Here is a 17937-nt window from a genome sequence, read left to right as displayed (position 1 = left end):
AACCCTGAACCCTGAACCCTGAACCCTGAACCCTGAACCCTGAACCCTGAACCCGGCTTCTCACCCTCCGATCATCACCATCGGGAAGCCCATCAAAATAGTGCCACCGTGGGCGGTTTTGTCGCCCATTCTGGCCGCAGGCATTCCCATGACTTTGACCGTCATCGAGCCTTTCACGATAGCGTCTGGTGGGCCAATACAAATGGCAATGTCGCCTACTTTGGCGGCTGGCAACCCACCAATCAAAACCGTTGGCGCACCGGGACCGGCAATCGGGCCTCCGACGTGCGGAATCGTCACCGGACCAACTGGAGTACTGAGCGGACATTGATGAAAATCGGTCAATCTGGCGGCTGGTGGCATAAGAAAACTCCCTGGTAAGTCAGTAGTCAGTAGTCAGTAGTCAGTAGTTGATAAGTCAGTAGTCAGTAGTTGAAAAGAATTGTTCCTAAATGATTCAAATAGAACAAAATCCACTTGACACGAATTTCAAAATCCCAACACTCGACTACTGACTACTGACTACTGACTACTGACTACTGACTACTGACTACTGACTACTGACTACTGACTACTGACTACTGACTACTGACTACTGACTAATTGATTTTGACCAGCGTTCCACGGACGGTCAGAATTCCCGAAGAGGTAATTTCCGCCGAAGCGGTGCCGTTGGCTGAAAATTTGGCTTTGGCTTTGTGGGCGACTTGTAATCCTTCCATCGTTGCGTTGGCTTTGGCGCTTAATGACAGATTGCCAGTCGCATCCAGGCTAATATTTCCCTTGGCTTTAATATTTATGTTTGAAGCGCTTTCAAGATTGATCCCGCTTTTTGAAAGTACTACTGAGTTTCGGTTGCTGTCGGCAATGGTGATGGACCCGGCTTTGTCATCCAGTTTGATCGAATGTTTTCCAGGAGTTTTGATTTCGATGATTTTGTTTTGTTCGTCAAAGGTAATTTCCAATTTGCTTTTGGTGACGATGGCTTTCTTCTGATTTTTTTCATCGGGAGCATACGGCGGAGCCATTTTTTTGCTGTACAGGCTGCCCACAATCACCGGGTAGCGCGGGTCTTCATTCATAAAAGCCACGACGACTTCATCATTGACTTCGGGGTAAAACACCGCTCCGACCTTGTTTGAAGCGTAAAAGGTCGCCAGCCGTGCCCAGACCCCTTTGCTGGCATCCTGTAAAATTGGCAGATTGACCAGCACGCGAAACTCCCCGCCTGGATCCTGGGCTACTTTTTTGACAATTCCGGTCTGCAAGCCCTTGATTGGAGGCAATTGCCCTGAGGCATCCGGGGCGGAAATATCGGGGTTTTCAGCCGCAAACCAGCGAGCCGACAATCCGAAGTCCACCGAGGTCAGCCATTTATTGTTGATAATCGAATGATGGACACCGCTGATATAGGCTTTTCCATTGAATCGGTTCCCTAATCCGGCGAGTTCGATGGTTTTGCCAGGCTGGACCAGCGCACTGCCTTGGAACCGAACGTGGCCACGGATTTTAGACAGCTTTGACTTGAGCACTTCGGCGGATGACCAGTCCTGAAGCGACGATTTTTCCACTGGGCCGCCGGTTTGCTGAGTGTATTTCTTGACATCAAAGACTTTGGCCAGTTCGTCAGATGAAACGTTCCCAGGCTCCTGAACCGACACCGAGCCGGGTCCGGATTCGATCAACTTCTGGGTGTCTACGTCCCAGGTGAAGCTTTTAATGACTGAAGATTTGTACTGGGTGGCCGCGTTCATTTCGGCCTGCAAGTCCAGAATCGTGTCGCCATATTCGACTTTCAACACGGGAGCTTGCTGGGTATCAGGTTTTTTGACGGTGACTTTGCCGCCGTCCACAATTGCCACCATGCTGTTGAGTTCAGCGCGCATCAACATCAGATCCCAGTCGGTGGCATAGTACTGGACGATTTCTTCATAAACGGTGGTGGTTGCGGCGACGTCTTTGGATAAACCATTGCTGGTAATCAGTTTAGTGATTAAGTCGCTATCTTTGATCTTCTCAAAAAGCGCGTTTTTGCGCTCAAGAGTCATTTTGATGGCGTCATCCGTGACATCCACGATGAGCTTTGAACCCTGGGTTTGGGTGATTTCGATTCCCTGTTTGACAATCACGCCTTTAAAAATCGGCGTCAGTTTTCCGTTGTTGTAGCCAGCCGCAATCTCAAGTTTTTTTCCGGGCAGAAAGGTGGACAGGTTGCTGATTTCAAAGGTTTGCTCCGCCGGACTGCCGTCATAAATCAAAATCTGGGCCTTGGGAATTTTGTTGACACCAACCCAGGTGTTGATTGAATACACCTGGAAGGTGGTGTCAATTTCCTTCCCTTCGACTTTAATGCTGAAGGAAACCAGGGACGTATCAACTGAATAAGGGGTCGGCGTGGTCATTGGACCGTGGCTCCTTCAAACGGTGGAAATACAATCTGCGTCCCAATGACCAGATTCCGGAAATCAGTCAACCCATTGACTTTAGCAACTTGCGGATAGTATGCGCTGCTGCCATACACGGTGTAACACATCAACGGCAATGTATCCCCGGCTTTGACGGTCAGGATGTGGGCCAAATCGGGCGAGTTCTGGTTGGCTTCGAGCGCCAGGGTCCGTTCGTTGTTAAACTTAATGAATGTGGCGTTGGCTCGGGCTCTGAGCGGTGTACCGTCAGGTTTAAACAACGTGTAGTTGATCGTCAGTGCTGACATTCGACAGGGAAAAATAAACTTTCCCCACACAATTTTCAGGTAATTGGGGCTGTGAATTTTGCCGTTAAACCGAAAAATCAGGTTTTTAAAGGCCAGGATCTGGGCTGCAATCCCATCACCGGTAAATGGAATCACGCCGGGAATCGGGCTTGGCACCACGCCCGTCCCATCAAAAACCAGTTCGAATTTGACCTCTTCCGATGGAATCCGATTGAACTCGGGTGACCCGCCATTGCTTCCCTGAGCCTGCACGTCGTTGTAACAGATTTTATAGGAGTGCGAGTATTTTTCAGGATTGATGTATACCGAAAACACCTCGCCCACCTGCGACGTGAAATCGCTGTTGACGTAGGCGGTGATTTCAGTAGTCAGTAGTCAGTAGTCAGTAGTCAGTAGTCAGTAGTCAGTAGTCAGTAGTCGAGTGTTGGGATTTTGAAATTCGTGTCAAGTGGATTTTGTTCTATTTGAATCATTTAGGAACAATTCTTTTCAAGAATTTGACGAATTCAACGATCCGGGTTTTGTCTACTGACTACTGACTACTGACTGGAATTTCTCACCGATCTCCCTGGGTTTTCAACAAATACAACACACGCCGGACGCAGTCTTCGACAATCTCTTCCCGGTCGAGGAGTTCAACTTCCCGGAGTTCGGTTTTGGGTTGACGGGGTTCATCCCCAGGATCGTCTTCCCGGACGCCAATTCGAATTGTGATCTCGCTGATTTCCAATGACATAGTTGGGGTTTAGGGTTCAGGGTTCAGGGTTCAGGGTTTTCAAATTTATGTCCTTTTTGTCTCTTTGGTCCTTTATGTTTTTTTCCCTGAACCCTGAACCCTAAATTGGTTTCACAGAGCCATCCGGGCGGCCAGTTGCGCCAGTTTGACGGCCACCGAAGCCGGGCTTCCGAGCGTGACCCGTTCAAAGTAGTTGTAAGTAAACTCCAGCTTTTCGGTCAGGATCTTGTTTTCCTGCGAGTTCATGGCCGAAATTTCCCATTTGAGTGGGTAGGCATTCACAAACCCCCAGGCAATCAAGGGGATACCGTCTTCGTTGAGCAATGTCACCAGCAGATTTTGGGTGATGATCGGCAGCGAAAGCGATGATCCAATGGTCTGCCCGACCCACTCTGACAGAAAGGAATCAGTCGTCACCACACCCCGCCGCAGAACCAGGTTTGAATATTTGGCCGGCAGCGGAAGACGATGTTTGTAGCGGTTTTCGCCGCCTTCACCAACATCCTCAAAGCCAAATTCAGACTGGATGCCCGACACTTCCTGAAAACTGGCGTCAATTCCAGTCAACAGCGAAAGGATCGAACCTGACCCAATCACGGCCACGCTGAAGTAAAAAGCACCATAAGAAGGTAAATCTTTTCACTTTGCAGCTTTCATCTTTCACCCATTCAAAAACCCTGAACCCTGAACCCTGAACCCTCGGTTTTAGGGAGCTGCCACCGTCAGGGTTTCAAAGGCAATTTCAATGGATTCAACCGCCACTTCATTGCCTTCGGATTTGAGATCGGTGCCAGTCAGTTTCGTGACCCAGGCGTTGTTGAGGGTCCAGACCATTTTGGGCGCGCCAGTTTCGTCGAGCAGGTTGACGACCACGGTGCGTCGGGCAATGGTGTTCATCTTGATTTCGTTGTACCAGGTCCAGAACCGGGCGTCATTGACAAAAATGCCCTTGCGCATAGTGACATTTCCGACCCGACCCAATCCCGGCATTTTGATTGGGTAGAAAATCGGACTGTTGCCGTGACGGTATTCAATCACCTGGGTTTCGCTGTTGAGCCCGTCAACTTCCTGGAAACTGACGGAGTTATCGTCACCAAGTTGAACTGAGAAGTAAAACTTAGGTAACGGCCAAATGTTATTTTGAACTTCGCCTGCCATGATGCCTCCTGATGAAAGATGAGTGAAGGAATGGAGTTGTCATACCCATGAGGGTTCAGGGTTCAGGGTTCAGGGTTTCGATCTGAAGATCCTTGGAATTGAGTTTGACCTCAGTTCCCAGTCTCAGCCTTTAGCCCATCGCTTGAAGCTCCAACCCAAGAGAATATCAGCCGAGACCTTCCATCTTCTGTTTGAAGGTCAGTTCAATAAATTCAGCGGGTCGAATCATTTGGAGGGTTACCTGGACAATCATATAACCTTCCAGGACGTCCATCGGGGTCATGGTGCTTCCCAAGCCAGCTTGAACTGAGAAAGCTTCCTGAGCGGTGGCACCCATCAACCCGCCTTGGGACCAGAAGCCTTGCAGGAAATTTGAAACCATCGAAACCACCGTCACCCACGTGTTGGCGTCGTTGGGAGCAAACACGAACTTATCAAGCGAATTCTTGATGGATTGCTCCAGGTAAATCAGTGTGCGGCGAACCTGGATGTAGCGATAGTCATTGCTGTTGCCGTCCAGTGTTCGTGCGCCCCAGACGACCACCCCTCGCCCAACAAACTCTCGCAGGGCGTCCACGGCTTTGCCGTTGACTGGAACGTTCATTTCGCCCTGTTGCTCATCATTGAGTTTGAAAGTGGTTCGATCAACACCACTTAATGACAGATTGGCCGGGGCATTCCACACGCCCCGCGAAGCGTCGTTATAGGTATAGATTCCGGCCATGGCGCCACTTGAAGGCAAAATTGCTTCTTTGACAATGATGATCCGGAGCATGTCCTTCAACAACGGAAGCGATGCCATCAAATTATTGTTGAGTTTGGTGATACCAGGGTCCGTGGTGGTGGTTGCCATGGCATCAATGTCGGCTTTGACCGCCAGATAGCGTTTGGTGCCCTGGTCGGCCCCAGGGAGGTATCCACCGTTATAGAGGTTGGCGGCCTGCCAGGTGAGAATCTCACTCAGCGGTGTCCCGCCTGTCACACCTGTAATGTTGGTGTAATCAAAATCGTCTATCGGGATCACGGTTGTTGCCAGAAACGGAAAATACCCGGCCCCATAACTCAAGCCGGCGTCTCCGACATCTTCGCGAAACCGGGTGATGATGTCTTCATAATTTTCCTTGGTGGCCAGTTGCGTCCCATACACGTCCAGGATGGCCATCCGGTCTTTCAACTCGGCGGATTGCTCCAGCATGCGACGGGTCACCGCCTGAAAATCAGCCGATACCCAGCCGGGTTCTTTCCCCCCGGTTGGCGCTAACAAGACCGCGTCCGGTACAAGCAGCATGGTCGGCCCGACCTGCTCTTTGATTACTCCTAAACCTTCGAGGAGCTTATCTTTGCTAATGCTGGTGGTTCCTTCATATGTTCCCACGGAGACGACAAAACAGTTCCCACCGCCATTGGCGTAAAACAGGCGAAGGCTGTTATAGAGATTGAATTTGGTGCTCCCGGTGGGAAAAACAAGATTGAAATATTTCGCGGTTCCATTGGGAGGAGGGTATGGTGGGGGCGTCGTGGGTTGTGCCGGGGGCTCAACGACATGGAAGTCATACTCGTGGGCTTTGATTTTCGTTGCGTCGGTGACTTCCTGAATCTGGTAGACCGGATCATATTCCTTTCCAAAGATTTCCACGAAATCAACCATCGAGCCAATTTTGATCGGCTTCATAAAGACTGGTTTTCCACTGATTTCCGCCTTCTTGGTGTACCCAATAAAGGCCGGAACGGCAGTCTGGACACCAACAATTGAAGGAGGAAAAGCCGAGAGTTCGGTGATATACACACCGGGCGTTCTGCGATACACGGTTACTGGCATAAAGTCCTCTTTGGTGGGTTGGGATGCGTTGGGTTAGAGATAGACAAAAATGTCAGAACAATTTTGAATCTTTGGTATGAGGGTTTTGAGTTGTTCCTGCTTTTCGGCTTCGACCATAGCTCTGAGGTGCTTGGTTTGTTCCGAGCAGGTTTCAGATGTGATGGTATCGCACTGAAAGTGACAGAGGTGTTTGATCAGGTTTTGACACGGCACCGTTTCAGCCGCGTCGGAATCCAGACTGGTCAGCAATTTGAGGCAGATACCGGCTCTGGTTTCAGGTAATACCTGCTGCATTGAGGCGACTGGAAGCCGGTCTATCAACACACCTTCCTGGACCATCAGGCCATGTTTCCCCCAAAGCTGAAAGGAGCGAGTTGGAATCTGTGCTAACTGAATCGGAACCTTTGAAACAAAGCGATAGGCCGTTGCGCCGTTGGCCAGTTTGACGCGACAGGGACCCGCAAACTTGATTGGGACCTGGTCAGGAGTCAAATCCTTAATATGCAAATGAGAAAATCGTTCTTTCAGTCGCTGAGGCACCACATAATAATTCCAAACGGTTGACCGCGCAGTGAAGTGGATTTCATAGGTGATCGGAATGATGCCGATGGTGCCAGTGGGAAGCGGCTGAACCGGGTAGTGATCTGGATTCCGGCCATCCGGGCTGGTAAACAGCAGGTTGATAAAACACAGCGGCACCGGTGCGGCAATTGTGTAGAGAACCTCCTGGCGATCAATGATTTCCCTGTCTTTTCCAATCAATTCGATGGTGTACTTGTCTTCCGGGACCGCTGAGAAATCAATATAGATCACATCTCGACAAACCTCTTTACCTCTGGCCGTTTCCGCATCTTTGCAGGTAATTGCATTGGGAGTTTTTTGCAACAGCAGTTTTTCTGGAAAACACCGTGGAAAACACAGCACGGTTTCACCGGATATGGCCCGAACCTTCACCTTTTTCACCGCCTGAGAAACCGGAACCGCAACCTGAATCGGGGTGACCTCCAGTGTTTCCCGTTCCGTGACATAGGTTTCAGGATGCAGGATAAATCGTTGCTGGCCTTGAAGATGGACTTTCTGGTTGGTGAAATAAAAATTTTCAAGCGCTGGATTGATACTGATTTTGATTTGGGTAAAATTGACAAAAAACTGGTTGGTCGAGACAAAAACAAATGATAGTCGCTCCCAGATTCCAGGTGGATGACCAGTTTTCTGACGTTCCAGGTAGGCAATCAGGCCATCGGTTTGCTTGGTGTTATAGAAGACGGAAAACCCACCCCGTTCCTCCTTAAAAACCAACCCCAGGCTCTGCATCAGAAGCGCGGTGGAGGGAGTCGGCAGGATGCGAAAGTCCGGGCACACATCATCTTCGCCGTTGTAAAAGGAATGATGGACCACAACCCGGGCTAACCGCTCAAAGAAATACCGGCGCGGATCTTCTCCGCTTTTGATCAATCCCTTTTCATGCGAAGGATTGCGCAAAACGTGCTCAAATGACCGGCTTGTAAGGTGCTTGATGCTCATACAGTACACGGAATTCACGGCTGGCGAACAAACCCTAGATTTCTCCAGGGGCGGTTACCCCTTTTGCGGCTGGGACTTCAGCCTGCATGGCGCTGGTTTGGAACGGCAAGAGTCGGACTTTGTAGTACACACAGGGGAGGTATTTCACTCCGAGCATCCCCATCAGGTAATTCAGGTCAGGCAGGCTCAGATTGACCATTTCAAACGTGAGTTTGTCAATCACCGGGTCCAGACCAGGGAGATTGTCGTGGGTAAACCAGGGATTTTGCTGAAAAAAGCTGATCGTTCGGGAAATCATCCCCAGCCCGTCACGATAACTCTGGTTATAGAAATTGGCATAGAGCAGCACAAACAGATCAATGTAGAGCGGTGGCGCAATCACGGCATATTGATCGCCTTTGGCGGGGACTGTTCGGTTATAGGTGCTGACAATGGTTTCGTGCTGAATATTGACGAGCACCATCACGATTTTATGTTTGGTCTCTTCATAAAGCTGCCCTTCCTGGTCGGTCAGGTTTGAGAGCAAAACCCAATCCTCATTGGTGACCCCTTCGGTCCGAAGCGACTCGCTCAATTTGGTTTTAATCAGTTCCAGGGTTGACCGAATGAGCGTCATAGGATGCAGCCTGAGCTTTCCGTACCCACTCAAATAGTGATTCCAACCGAATTGAGACAAACCTCTTCCGTTCAACCAAACATAGAGAAAAACGAATTGGAATTTTGCACCGGCGTGCAAATTTCAGCCAGTGCCAGGAACCCTGACACCAATACCGAAAGACAGGCTCGCACGCCGCAAAATTCAGCGCAACCCTCAATGACTGGCAGTGGATTGAAAGGTGTTCAATTTGAATGGAATCTTCGGCTCAGACGGGTCTGGACGCTCCTTGTCAAAGGTTAGTGAAATCGAGACAAAGATACGGAGGGAGTCATCAATCCACTCCGAAAACCAGGTGTTGAAGAATCAGTCACCGACCAAAAATTCAGTCGTGCTGGGAAATTGAATTGAGTACTGGGAAATTTGAAATTGACGAAAATTGAAGTGAAGCCAATGCGAACCAAGCCTATATAACACACAAGTAACTGTTAGGCAACGATCTTGATAGGATTCAAAGTTATTTCTGGCGGTCTTTCTGGAACCGGTCAAATCTACGCATTGTGCCTAGTTGCACGCTTCACAGAGCGCTCCCGGCAGTGCGTTCCCGAAGACGACTGCGTACCGCCGCAAACAGGGACGCATTCTCCGACCCAATCAGACAGGCACATAACTCAATCAGTTCAGAAACCGAATATGCCTGCTTTAATTGGGCAGCCAGTTGTTCAGGCGGTAAAATTTCAGGTGACTCAGGCTGGCAAAGACTTTCAAACACTGGAGTTTCGGCTTTCGGCAGTGCGGTTTTTACAACCTTGACGCCAGTTTCTGAAATCTGCTTTGCCTGTGGGTAGACCTGCTCAAGCTGGTCAGTCAATTTGGTTTTTCCAATTTTGGAGGTATTGATGCGGTAGGTTTTCCCGCCCCGGCGGACGACCTTTTCAGCCGGTTGAACCCGAAGCTTTTGAGCCACCAGCGCTAAAACTTCAGCCGCCGCGCCGCTATATCGCTCCTGCAGCTTGCGGTCCTGAACTGGATGCAGGCTGCTGACGAGCTGGTCAATTTCCTGTTTGATCTTTCTGACGAATGAAACCGAGATGGCACTATACCGGGCAATTTCATAATTGCTTTGGTGACACCATTCATCATCTTGCAAAAGCATCAAGACCACCATGCGCTTGTCGGCATCTGATCGCTGCAAACCGTGGGTGATATTGGATTGGATGCTGTGCAATTGAGCCTCACGACGCGAACCGTGAAACACCCTGGCTGGAAATGCGGTGTATTGGACGCGTCGGGCGGCTTCCACTCGATGAAACCCATCCGCCAGCCAGTACTGGTGCTCGTCAAAATACACATCAACCGGTGGAAATTGATCGCCCGCCACCAGCCGTTCGGCATAGGTTTCAACCACATTCCAGTTGATCCCGGCACGGCTCTGGGTATTGCCATCAATTCGCAGGTGGTCAAGTGCCAGATTGACCTGGGTGAACTTCGGTTCAGCGCTCATATTCGCCAGTTGGGTTGGTGCTGAGTCGTTTTTGATTTCAGAATCGGTTTTGTCAGCCACGTTGTATGGTTCTCCCTTCGGGTAAGGCAACTCATCGAGAAAAAAAAATGATGAGCACCGCATCTTTTTCAACGGCAAGTGGAAATTATAGAAGACTTCATTTTTTTCAGGCTACCGAAAATCCAAGTTCCTATCGTGAGTCCAGATCAACGGAGGAATCTATCGTGTCTGATCCTTGCCCGCCGATTGAAATTGTCTTGTCAGATTCAATCGACCGTATCCTGCGCTTTGAGCAAGATTTGCTGTTGTTTTTACTCTCGGCGATTCAAACCTATCTGGCTGAACGAATCGCCGATGGGGCAAGTCCTGCAAACCGTCACACGACCCAATTGAAAATCCTGGAGAGCATTAAGCTACTCCATTTATATCAACTGATTGAATGCCATCCCGAAATTGACTTCTCCAACAGCGACCATCGTCTCAAACTGGAGAAAATCGTTTCCGCCGGTTTTGCCAACATTCAAAAAAATGTCGAACGGGAGTTCCTCCCAACTTCGACCTCAACCTTTGTCTCTGACTCATCCGATGAAGCACCACCCCGCCGGAGGATGCACTAATATGAAGTTTCTGAGACTGAGATCCCCACCAACGCCCACCGGGCATAAGCGCCAGGATAAGGGAGTAGAGTCCGATCTGGACACGGGGACAAGGAGAAAAAAACATTCCCCCGCTCCCAACCGGAGGTCATTCACGCTCCCAACCTCAGTGGGATGCTCTCCTTGTCTCTCCAACTCCTTGTCACACACCGACTCACCTTTCCGTATCCTGGCGCCTATGCGCCCACCGGGCCAGTCATTTGCTCTCGAATCTGACCTCTGTTACCAGAAGCTTCCGCAAGGCCAGTTTGGCCCGATGCAACCTGGCCTTCAACGCCACAATACTCAACCCGGCCCGGTCTGAAAGTTCCTTGATCGAATATCCTTCAATCTCCACCATTTGCAAGACCTCACGATGGTTTAAAGCCAGATTTTTCAGTGCCCGCTGTAAATCAATCTTCTGGTTGGCGTGCTGTTCAAACGTTGACTTGACCTCCTGGGTGAGGGTTGTGGTTGCCACCGGTTGGTCTGACACCAGTGTTTCCCGCCTTCGTTTGCGTTGATGCTTGAGGATTAACTTTTTCGCCACGGCGCAAAGATACACTTCAAACAGAACTCCACGATATGGGTCAAACCGGTTCGGATGTTTGATCAATTCCAGAAACGTATCGTGAACGATATCTTCAGCGGTCATCGGCGCCCCCACCCGACTGAGCACAAATTGCCAGACGGCGACCTTATGACGTTGATAGAGTTGATCAAACGCCTGAATATCCCCTGTTCTGGCCCGTTGGAGCAATTCATAATCCATAAGTGGTTTTATATCACATCCAGACACGCATAAATATTTCCGGGGACGGATAGATCTCAATCTCAAGACAAGAGTGTTTGGCATATTTTCCCCACCCGGTCAAGTTGAGATTTTCACCAGGAACGCAGAAAGATGCCTGGACTTATGAACACCTACTCAATCAAACAACCTGTTGAGAAAAATCAAAAGAACGTATCCGTCGAGTCCCAACCATCAGTCACATTGACACCCACCACGGATGCGGCACCCGTTCCCCCAGGCGCCAGAACTCACCAACAGTTACAGGAAAAGGTAAACCAGCGCTCTGCCGTTCGAACTCAGCTCCAACTGAAGCAAAAGCTGAATCAGAAGTCACAGTCTTCACTCCAGTTCCAAAAAAATCATTCAGCACAATTGCCACAAACCAGGCCAGTGACTCAGTTCTTTGGTGAAACCAGCCGCCAGCCGATTCAACTAATCGAGCCTTTTGACACCCAGGGAAAAAATGCCTGGGATGAAAAGATTGATTCAGTTCTTGACCAGATTTCTCAGCAGTATGACGAACAATTCAGTATTGTGGAGGTGGAAATTTATCTTGAGGATGAGGCGGGCATTGAAAACCCCAGGTCGCCATATTTCGAACTCGATGACCAGAGTGAGCTTGATTCATATTTGATGGAACTGGAAAGTGTTGAATATGAAGATGTATATAACTACTGGTATGGCGACGATGAAGAAAGTGAGCGTGATGAAAACATTCTTTCCGACGAGGACGAAGCCCACTATAGCAGCGAAGATGACGAAGTCCCTGAGGAACAGGATGAATTTAACCAGGTCATCGCGGTGATTCACGGCTTGAATTCAAATCTGGAAAGTTATCTCCAGACGGTTCAAGGGTTAGAGAGCTTCGAAAAGCAAGTTCAGAAACTCATTCTCGAAATTACAAAATTTAAACAGACCAAAAAGAAAACATTTCCCAAAGATTTCAACCCTGTCGCCATTACTCATCCAACCGACTGGCTGGCTTTTTCCGAAGCTATCCGGCATGGGAAAAAAACACCGAAGACAAAAGGCACGGCGCCAGCTCAGAAACCAACCGTGTATGATCTGAATTTTCAGGTGTGGCCAAAGGCAAAGTACCAAAAAATCAGCTTCCGAGGAAAACAACTGAAAGATCCCTATGGCAAAGCCGGGCGGTCGTGGCCAGCCCTGGCCATGTCGTTACACCAGCTTGCGCTCAAGATTGGAAAAGTTCTGGCGGCTCAAGCAGATAAAGCCACCGGTGCCCAGGTTGGAAACCGAAGTCTTGCCACCGCCATGCTGTTTGTGTTTGCTGGTCGAGGTGAGGAAGTTCAGGCTGAGTTAAAAGCACTTGGCCTCACACCGAAAGATCTTGAAGAATTTGAAGCAACCGTGCTGGAGTTTTTCGCGCTGGCCTCCGGAATCGAGACCATTCGCTTACCCTTTGCCCAGTTTGACACATTGTTTCACCTCTCGAATATTGCCCAGGGGCAAACGTTTGGGACACAAGAGAAACCATATAATTTCCTCAATGTCTTTTCATCCGTGAGGGATATCGAGCACCAGCCCAAACACGTTTTTGTGCCGGGTGTGTATGGTGAAAAACGGCAGGAACTCACCAAATACGGTGGATTCACGGTGGCCGACCTGAGTGACAGTCTGTTAAAGCCCAGTGAAAGTGAAGTTGAGAAGAGTAAAAAATCAGTTGGCAAAAGTCTTTATACCCATAGCGCAGGTCATACCAAAGTTGAAAAGCTCCTGGCGGGTGACAAATCAACACTTACAGGCTTATTTAAACAAATCAAACCTGTGGGAAGTAAAGAAAACCGTCGCACACTCCATGAGCAACGGTTATTTCACATGGGGCCGATTCGAGTATATAACCTGATTGCCAATCTGTTGCGCCGTCATCAAGAAGAACTGGCTGAGCTGCCGCCCGAAGCCGTCATCAAAGCCATTTTTGAGGTATATAGCAGTTTTCTGGAAGGGACCAAACCTGACAGTTCCAATCCGTTCCGGAATGAGTTGCCGACGGTCGCAGGCCCTGACTTTTCAGCTTCACTGACCAATATCCTGCAAGAAGAAGAAATTGTACCCATCAATGAGGAACTGGTTGGGCTGATCAAAGAAGCGTTCACCGCTCCAACCGGAAAAGAAACCATTCAAAAACTGGCTCAGGAAAAGCCAAAAGAGTTGCAGCAGGTTTTGGCCTATCTGGTTCACGAGGACTATTCTCAAAAGGGGGAAAGCCTGCTCCACCTGGCCATCCGGCTCAATGATGTCGAGCTGGTCAAGATGGTGCTCAAAGCCGGTGTTGACCTGCACCAAGAAGACAAGGATGGAATTACCCCGCTCGCCCTGGCGTTATCCCTGGACTACAAGGAAATTTTTGATTTGCTGACCCAGATCCAGGAAAAACAGGTCAAAGCCAAAGGCCAGCTTCCGAAAGATTGGGCAAAATTCAAAGGCGCGAAAATCAATGACAACTGGCTCACTGATCAGGAGGTCCGTCAGGGATTACAAACGGCTGACCTTCCGGCTCAAACCCATATTGCACCTGCCGTTGACCTGCTGGCCCATCCCGATGCCCTGGCTGAATTTATTCGGGACGACTTTCTGGATCAAACCCAACACGGCGCCGTTTTGGCCTACACTATTGTCCCAATCAATTTCAGTAATGCGCATTGGGCCACACTCATCATTCAACAAAATCCAGAGCGGCGGTCACAACCATTTGTGTATTTCTTTGATTCACTTGGCTCAAGTCGGCGAAAACGGGCATTGCTCCAGGAAATGTTACGCATGACTGGCGTCTATACCCGGGTGGACAATATTACCGATTTGTCAGCTACCCTTCAGGAAGACGGATTTACCTGTGGAACCTGGGTGATCAACGCGGCCACAACCATCGTCACGCGGCTGGATCAGGGCAGTGAAATTGAAGAAATCCAGGAAGCACTGAGGAATCTCAAGGAATCCATTCAAGAACTTCACCAACAAAATCTGAACCTTCGAGATGAGGATGCGGACGAAAGCATTGTCGTTGATGAACCAGACCCGTCGTTGATTTCAAAGCCACCAGAATCAAACGTATCTGGTCAGTCCCAACCTTCAGGAACAGGGTCCGGGTTGCCAACCTTACCAGATGACGATTCCCCTGGCTTAACCGGGGTTCCCGTGGCCACAATGACCAGGGTCTTTTCAAACCCACCAAAGTCATTTTTGAAGCGTGGAGCAAAGTTGTTTCTCGGCTCTGATACCTGGCAAGTAACTGCAATCTCTCGAATCAATGACGAAGACTATCAATTCACCCTCCAACGGCTGGGATCAGGATTATGGGTTTAACTGTGTGCAAATCAATGAGGTGGTGAAGTAATTCAAGATAATCGCCCAACTCGATAGTTCAAGAATTTGGAGTGAAATGACCAAATGAGATTATCGGAAGCACAGCTCAAGAAATATTAATGAAATCTTCGACAATGAGACTACCAATGAAACATTTCTGTCCAGATCAATCGCCTGGTTCAGTTTGAGAGTGTGGAGAGTTGAGACAGAAGGCTGGCCGATGATGTGCAATACGTTTTGCCAGTTGGGGCGACACGTCAATATCAAAAGCGAAAAAGAAGAGCCATTGTTCTGCAAGTTCTTTGGTAAGAATACGTAGACAAGTTTTGGTCTCGGGTTCTTCTTTCTTGGGCTGTTTCCCTAATCGGATGATCAATTTCTCACACAACAGAAGCTTTTCAAGCAGACGTCCTCGGTACTGATTTAAGTAATCCAGATCGAGGTTCAAAAGCGTGACTGCGTTCCAGGCAGCCCTGGCGGCAGTTGGTCCTGGTTTTACTCGGAGCTGACCTGAAGACGAGTCCAAGGTAAAGAGTTCACCCAAATTGTCAGTCCGAACATCAAGCACCAGGTGGCCAGTCCTATCATTGGGCAGTCGTCTTCTGGTGCTATGGAAGGGATGATAATCGCCTTTCCCCCCGGCTCCATTACAGTTTTGGCAGGCAAGCAAGAGATTATTGGGGTTGTTTATTTTGTCTGGTGCATATTTTTGTGGCTCATAGTGGTCAATGGCCAGTGAGCTATGTTTCGTCAGACAGTATGAGCACAGATGATCAAAGAAATTCTCAAGTAACCAGTTGCCAAAGTTGGTGTACCTGGTGGATGACGAAATCACAGGGTGGGGAGTGAATCGAACAACTGCCATTTTCAATATTTATTGAGTAATCGTTTTGCTTCATTTACCGCCTGCGTAACAAGCGGATCCTCAGGTTCAGGTTTCTCCATTAAGCAACTCAGCCATTGATTCAAAATATTAAGTTCCGCTTGTTCCCGCCTTGAAAGTACTTCTCCAAGAATTGCTCGATAGGCCAGCGCATTCCTTTTTGACTCATACAACTCAAGAAAGGCTTCAAGTGATAAACTGCCCGAATCTCCAGGCTGAGGACGACTATTTTCATCTGAAGTTGTTTTAACCTGAACTGGATGGCGGGTCAGAGGCACTCCAGTTGACGACTGTGTAAATAAGGGATTGGGGTAAGTATTTGCTCTATGATTCATCTGAAGCATAGTGAGCCTCCATCAGTTGATGTGTTTCATCAGTCGCAAAATCGAAGAAAGTTGCTTTGGCTATTTCCTTTACGTGTGCAATCTCTTGCAAAATGAGTTCCTTGTCTTTGAAAGAACAATTGATTTTACACTGCCGCTCAGCAAAAATTTTGGTTTGCACTTGTAGAAATGAATTGTTTGAGAATCCCGCATCAACTTGTAAGTTAACCACAATACTGGTGTCAACCTCCTTTTCAACCAATCGAAACGTTGTTTCTATTCCGGAAATTCCGTTTTGAGCGGCGGCGATATCAATCCCAAGACTCAGGCGAAAATGCCTGGAGAGATCAAAATCTTTCGCAGCGAATTGAAACCGATTGACATACCCAAACCCAATTTGATCAACCAGATACTCATCTGTTGCGCTTGACAGTGTATCTCTATAAACATCTAACCAACCCTCTAATGATGGTTGCAATGACTGATCGAAAGTTTGATATGGATCCCTCCCTCTATTCAGGTAATGAACGCTGAGGAACCTATGACCAATTCTGGCTAACAACTTGCCCTCATCCCAGGTGAGTTGCTTTTCCCAACATGGGGGAATGTCAGGTAGCGAGGAATCAATCAGAACGACTGAAGGGATCGGCTGGAAATTGTCAAACCGTTTCTTTCCGAAATATGCCAGAGCACCAATTTCTTCTTCATTCCGCTTACCTGGAAATCCCAAGATTTTGGCCCAGGCTTCAGTGATGGTTGAGTTTTTGCAGTAGGTGATTTTTCCCATTTTGCTAAAGAATGCAGACTTTTCAGAGTGGACACAAATAAAACCAGCACTTTGCGTAAACCTCACCTTTAACCATACCATTCCCCGCTTTTTATCTTCAATGCGTCTTCTTTTCCCCGGCTTCAATCGCCACTGGAAGTGCATTTTGTGGTGGCGGCAATGGGCAGGTGGCAAATTCAGTGTAGGCACAGGGCGGGTTGTAAGCCCGGTTAAAATCAATCACCACTTTGCCGTTTTTCGGAAGCGCCGGCTCTAAAAACCGACCGGCACCATAGGTAGTCACGCCCGAAGACCTGTCCTTGAAATTGACAAAGAGCCGGTCATCGGCTTGTTGAACATCCAGCCGGCACTTTTTCCCCAGTATGCGGAATTCAACATATCCGGCGCTCGGGACATCGCTTACATCGCCCAGCACATTGGTGATTTTTAAGATTTTGGGCGGATTGTACGGCACAAATTTGGCCTCAACCCGAAAGGCACCTTTGGGTTCAAACCAGTGGACGCCGGGAAAATTTCGGAGCGCCGGATTGTTTGTATCTTTGAGTCGAACACCGACCCGCTCTCCGCGCACAATAATATAAAAGGAGAGCGTGCCGAGCGTCATCATATCCGCTTTGCCATCGGCGTCGGTTTTGAGATCTGTTTCAGTCACGGTCTTCCCGTTGACGGCCACTGGAACTCCAGCTTGAACCGTTAACCGGGTCTTTTTGCCATCGAGTGTGATCACACCAACCTGAGCCGGTGCGGATTCTGCTGGCAATATCACAACATTATCAGCCGCACTTCCAACCGAATTCGCACCGGGCTTTAACCAAAACAACCCTCGAATCGAAAGCCAGCCGGTTTCAGACTTCACATCTGATTCATATTCAGCCCGCCATTTTTCAAGCCCGGTCAGCGCATCCGGCGGATAGGTGGTCAATTTGGCTGACTTGTGGTTCTGCGCTAACCCTGTTGAAGACAATCCAATCATGACAAAAGCAAGCAACCAGCAGTACAGAGATTTCATAAAGCCTTCCAGAAATGAGTTTAGGAGTACCGGTTTGAAGGGTATCGGGACATCAGCGGAAATTCCAAAGCATTTTTAACCACGAAATACACGAAATACACGAAAAAAAATCAAACGACTTCGAACTGAAAGCC

General features: G+C 48.8%; 17 protein-coding genes. 2 read left to right on the top strand and 15 right to left on the bottom strand.

Annotation, left to right across the window (positions count from 1 at the left end):
- Positions 1-60: 60 nt before the first annotated feature.
- The 10 genes from HY774_11915 to HY774_11870 form a co-directional block, all read right to left on the bottom strand.
- A complete protein-coding gene (locus HY774_11915; protein MBI4749188.1) occupies positions 61-363 on the bottom strand; it encodes a PAAR domain-containing protein in 303 nt (100 codons plus the stop codon).
- A gap of 236 nt (positions 364-599) precedes the next feature.
- The gene (gene vgrG / locus HY774_11910) at positions 600-2402 is read right to left on the bottom strand and encodes a type VI secretion system tip protein VgrG (protein ID MBI4749187.1); all 1803 of its coding nucleotides are present in this window, start codon (positions 2400-2402) and stop codon (positions 600-602) included.
- Positions 2399-3028, bottom strand: a complete 630-nt coding sequence (locus HY774_11905) for a hypothetical protein (protein ID MBI4749186.1) — start codon at positions 3026-3028, stop codon at positions 2399-2401. Before HY774_11905 ends, vgrG begins: the two co-directional genes overlap by 4 nt.
- A 241-nt stretch (positions 3029-3269) precedes the next feature.
- Positions 3270-3449 (bottom strand): hypothetical protein, encoded by a 180-nt coding sequence (locus HY774_11900; GenBank protein ID MBI4749185.1) that lies wholly within the window; start codon positions 3447-3449, stop codon positions 3270-3272.
- 111 nt (positions 3450-3560) lie between these two features.
- Positions 3561-4052, bottom strand: coding sequence for a phage tail protein (locus tag HY774_11895; GenBank protein ID MBI4749184.1), 492 nt, complete (start codon positions 4050-4052; stop codon positions 3561-3563).
- Between the two features lie 102 nt (positions 4053-4154).
- Complete coding sequence (locus HY774_11890; protein ID MBI4749183.1) at positions 4155-4607, bottom strand: phage tail protein; 453 nt, start codon at positions 4605-4607, stop codon at positions 4155-4157.
- A gap of 166 nt (positions 4608-4773) precedes the next feature.
- Positions 4774-6426: a phage tail sheath family protein gene (locus HY774_11885; GenBank protein MBI4749182.1), complete on the bottom strand. Its 1653-nt coding sequence runs from the start codon at positions 6424-6426 to the stop codon at positions 4774-4776.
- A gap of 33 nt (positions 6427-6459) precedes the next feature.
- Complete coding sequence (locus HY774_11880; GenBank protein MBI4749181.1) at positions 6460-7950, bottom strand: hypothetical protein; 1491 nt, start codon at positions 7948-7950, stop codon at positions 6460-6462.
- Between the two features lie 34 nt (positions 7951-7984).
- Positions 7985-8566 (bottom strand): DUF4255 domain-containing protein, encoded by a 582-nt coding sequence (locus HY774_11875; GenBank protein MBI4749180.1) that lies wholly within the window; start codon positions 8564-8566, stop codon positions 7985-7987.
- A gap of 556 nt (positions 8567-9122) precedes the next feature.
- The gene (locus HY774_11870; protein ID MBI4749179.1) at positions 9123-10109 is read right to left on the bottom strand and encodes a ParB N-terminal domain-containing protein; all 987 of its coding nucleotides are present in this window, start codon (positions 10107-10109) and stop codon (positions 9123-9125) included.
- Between the two features lie 164 nt (positions 10110-10273).
- On the opposite strand from HY774_11870, the gene HY774_11865 reads away from it, so the two are divergent.
- Entirely contained in the window at positions 10274-10666 is a 393-nt protein-coding gene (locus tag HY774_11865) for a hypothetical protein (protein ID MBI4749178.1), read from the top strand.
- A 235-nt stretch (positions 10667-10901) separates the two neighbouring features.
- Here the strand turns inward: HY774_11865 and HY774_11860 are convergent, their stop codons facing one another.
- Positions 10902-11540, bottom strand: coding sequence for a sigma-70 family RNA polymerase sigma factor (locus tag HY774_11860; GenBank protein ID MBI4749177.1), 639 nt, complete (start codon positions 11538-11540; stop codon positions 10902-10904).
- Positions 11541-11588: 48 nt separating this feature from the next.
- Between HY774_11860 and HY774_11855 the strand changes: the two genes are divergently transcribed.
- Positions 11589-14801 carry a hypothetical protein gene (locus tag HY774_11855; GenBank protein MBI4749176.1) on the top strand — a complete coding sequence of 1071 codons (3213 nt, stop codon included), beginning with the start codon at positions 11589-11591 and terminating at the stop codon, positions 14799-14801.
- A gap of 166 nt (positions 14802-14967) precedes the next feature.
- On the opposite strand, the gene HY774_11850 is transcribed toward HY774_11855, so the two are convergent.
- The 4 genes from HY774_11850 to HY774_11835 are packed head-to-tail and all read right to left on the bottom strand — an operon-like array spanning position 14968 to position 17803.
- Positions 14968-15666, bottom strand: coding sequence for an HNH endonuclease (locus HY774_11850; protein MBI4749175.1), 699 nt, complete (start codon positions 15664-15666; stop codon positions 14968-14970).
- Positions 15667-15668: 2 nt separating this feature from the next.
- A complete protein-coding gene (locus tag HY774_11845) occupies positions 15669-16028 on the bottom strand; it encodes a hypothetical protein (GenBank protein MBI4749174.1) in 360 nt (119 codons plus the stop codon).
- Positions 16009-16938 (bottom strand): hypothetical protein, encoded by a 930-nt coding sequence (locus HY774_11840; protein ID MBI4749173.1) that lies wholly within the window; start codon positions 16936-16938, stop codon positions 16009-16011. The genes HY774_11845 and HY774_11840 overlap by 20 nt, the downstream gene beginning before the upstream one ends.
- On the bottom strand, positions 16892-17803 hold the full coding sequence (locus tag HY774_11835; protein MBI4749172.1) for a DUF1684 domain-containing protein: 912 nt from the start codon (positions 17801-17803) through the stop codon (positions 16892-16894). Before HY774_11835 ends, HY774_11840 begins: the two co-directional genes overlap by 47 nt.
- Positions 17804-17937 lie beyond the last annotated feature (134 nt).

This window comes from Acidobacteriota bacterium, assembly GCA_016208495.1.
In the GTDB taxonomy this organism is placed as follows: Bacteria; Acidobacteriota; Blastocatellia; order Chloracidobacteriales; family Chloracidobacteriaceae; genus JACQXX01.
This window is presented reverse-complemented; position numbering and strand designations above follow the sequence as displayed.

Bases quoted from the DNA above. Each gene is read 5' to 3' on its own strand.
- HY774_11915 (MBI4749188.1), bottom strand. From the start codon at position 363: ATGCCACCAGCCGCCAGATTGACCGATTTTCATCAATGTCCGCTCAGT.
- vgrG (MBI4749187.1), bottom strand. From the start codon at position 2,402: ATGACCACGCCGACCCCTTATTCAGTTGATACGTCCCTGGTTTCCTTC.
- HY774_11900 (MBI4749185.1), bottom strand. From the start codon at position 3,449: ATGTCATTGGAAATCAGCGAGATCACAATTCGAATTGGCGTCCGGGAA.
- HY774_11890 (MBI4749183.1), bottom strand. From the start codon at position 4,607: ATGGCAGGCGAAGTTCAAAATAACATTTGGCCGTTACCTAAGTTTTAC.
- HY774_11885 (MBI4749182.1), bottom strand. From the start codon at position 6,426: ATGCCAGTAACCGTGTATCGCAGAACGCCCGGTGTGTATATCACCGAA.
- HY774_11880 (MBI4749181.1), bottom strand. From the start codon at position 7,950: ATGAGCATCAAGCACCTTACAAGCCGGTCATTTGAGCACGTTTTGCGC.
- HY774_11875 (MBI4749180.1), bottom strand. From the start codon at position 8,566: ATGACGCTCATTCGGTCAACCCTGGAACTGATTAAAACCAAATTGAGC.
- HY774_11860 (MBI4749177.1), bottom strand. From the start codon at position 11,540: ATGCCAAACACTCTTGTCTTGAGATTGAGATCTATCCGTCCCCGGAAA.
- HY774_11855 (MBI4749176.1), top strand. From the start codon at position 11,589: ATGCCTGGACTTATGAACACCTACTCAATCAAACAACCTGTTGAGAAA.
- HY774_11850 (MBI4749175.1), bottom strand. From the start codon at position 15,666: ATGGCAGTTGTTCGATTCACTCCCCACCCTGTGATTTCGTCATCCACC.
- HY774_11845 (MBI4749174.1), bottom strand. From the start codon at position 16,028: ATGCTTCAGATGAATCATAGAGCAAATACTTACCCCAATCCCTTATTT.
- HY774_11840 (MBI4749173.1), bottom strand. From the start codon at position 16,938: ATGCACTTCCAGTGGCGATTGAAGCCGGGGAAAAGAAGACGCATTGAA.
- HY774_11835 (MBI4749172.1), bottom strand. From the start codon at position 17,803: ATGAAATCTCTGTACTGCTGGTTGCTTGCTTTTGTCATGATTGGATTG.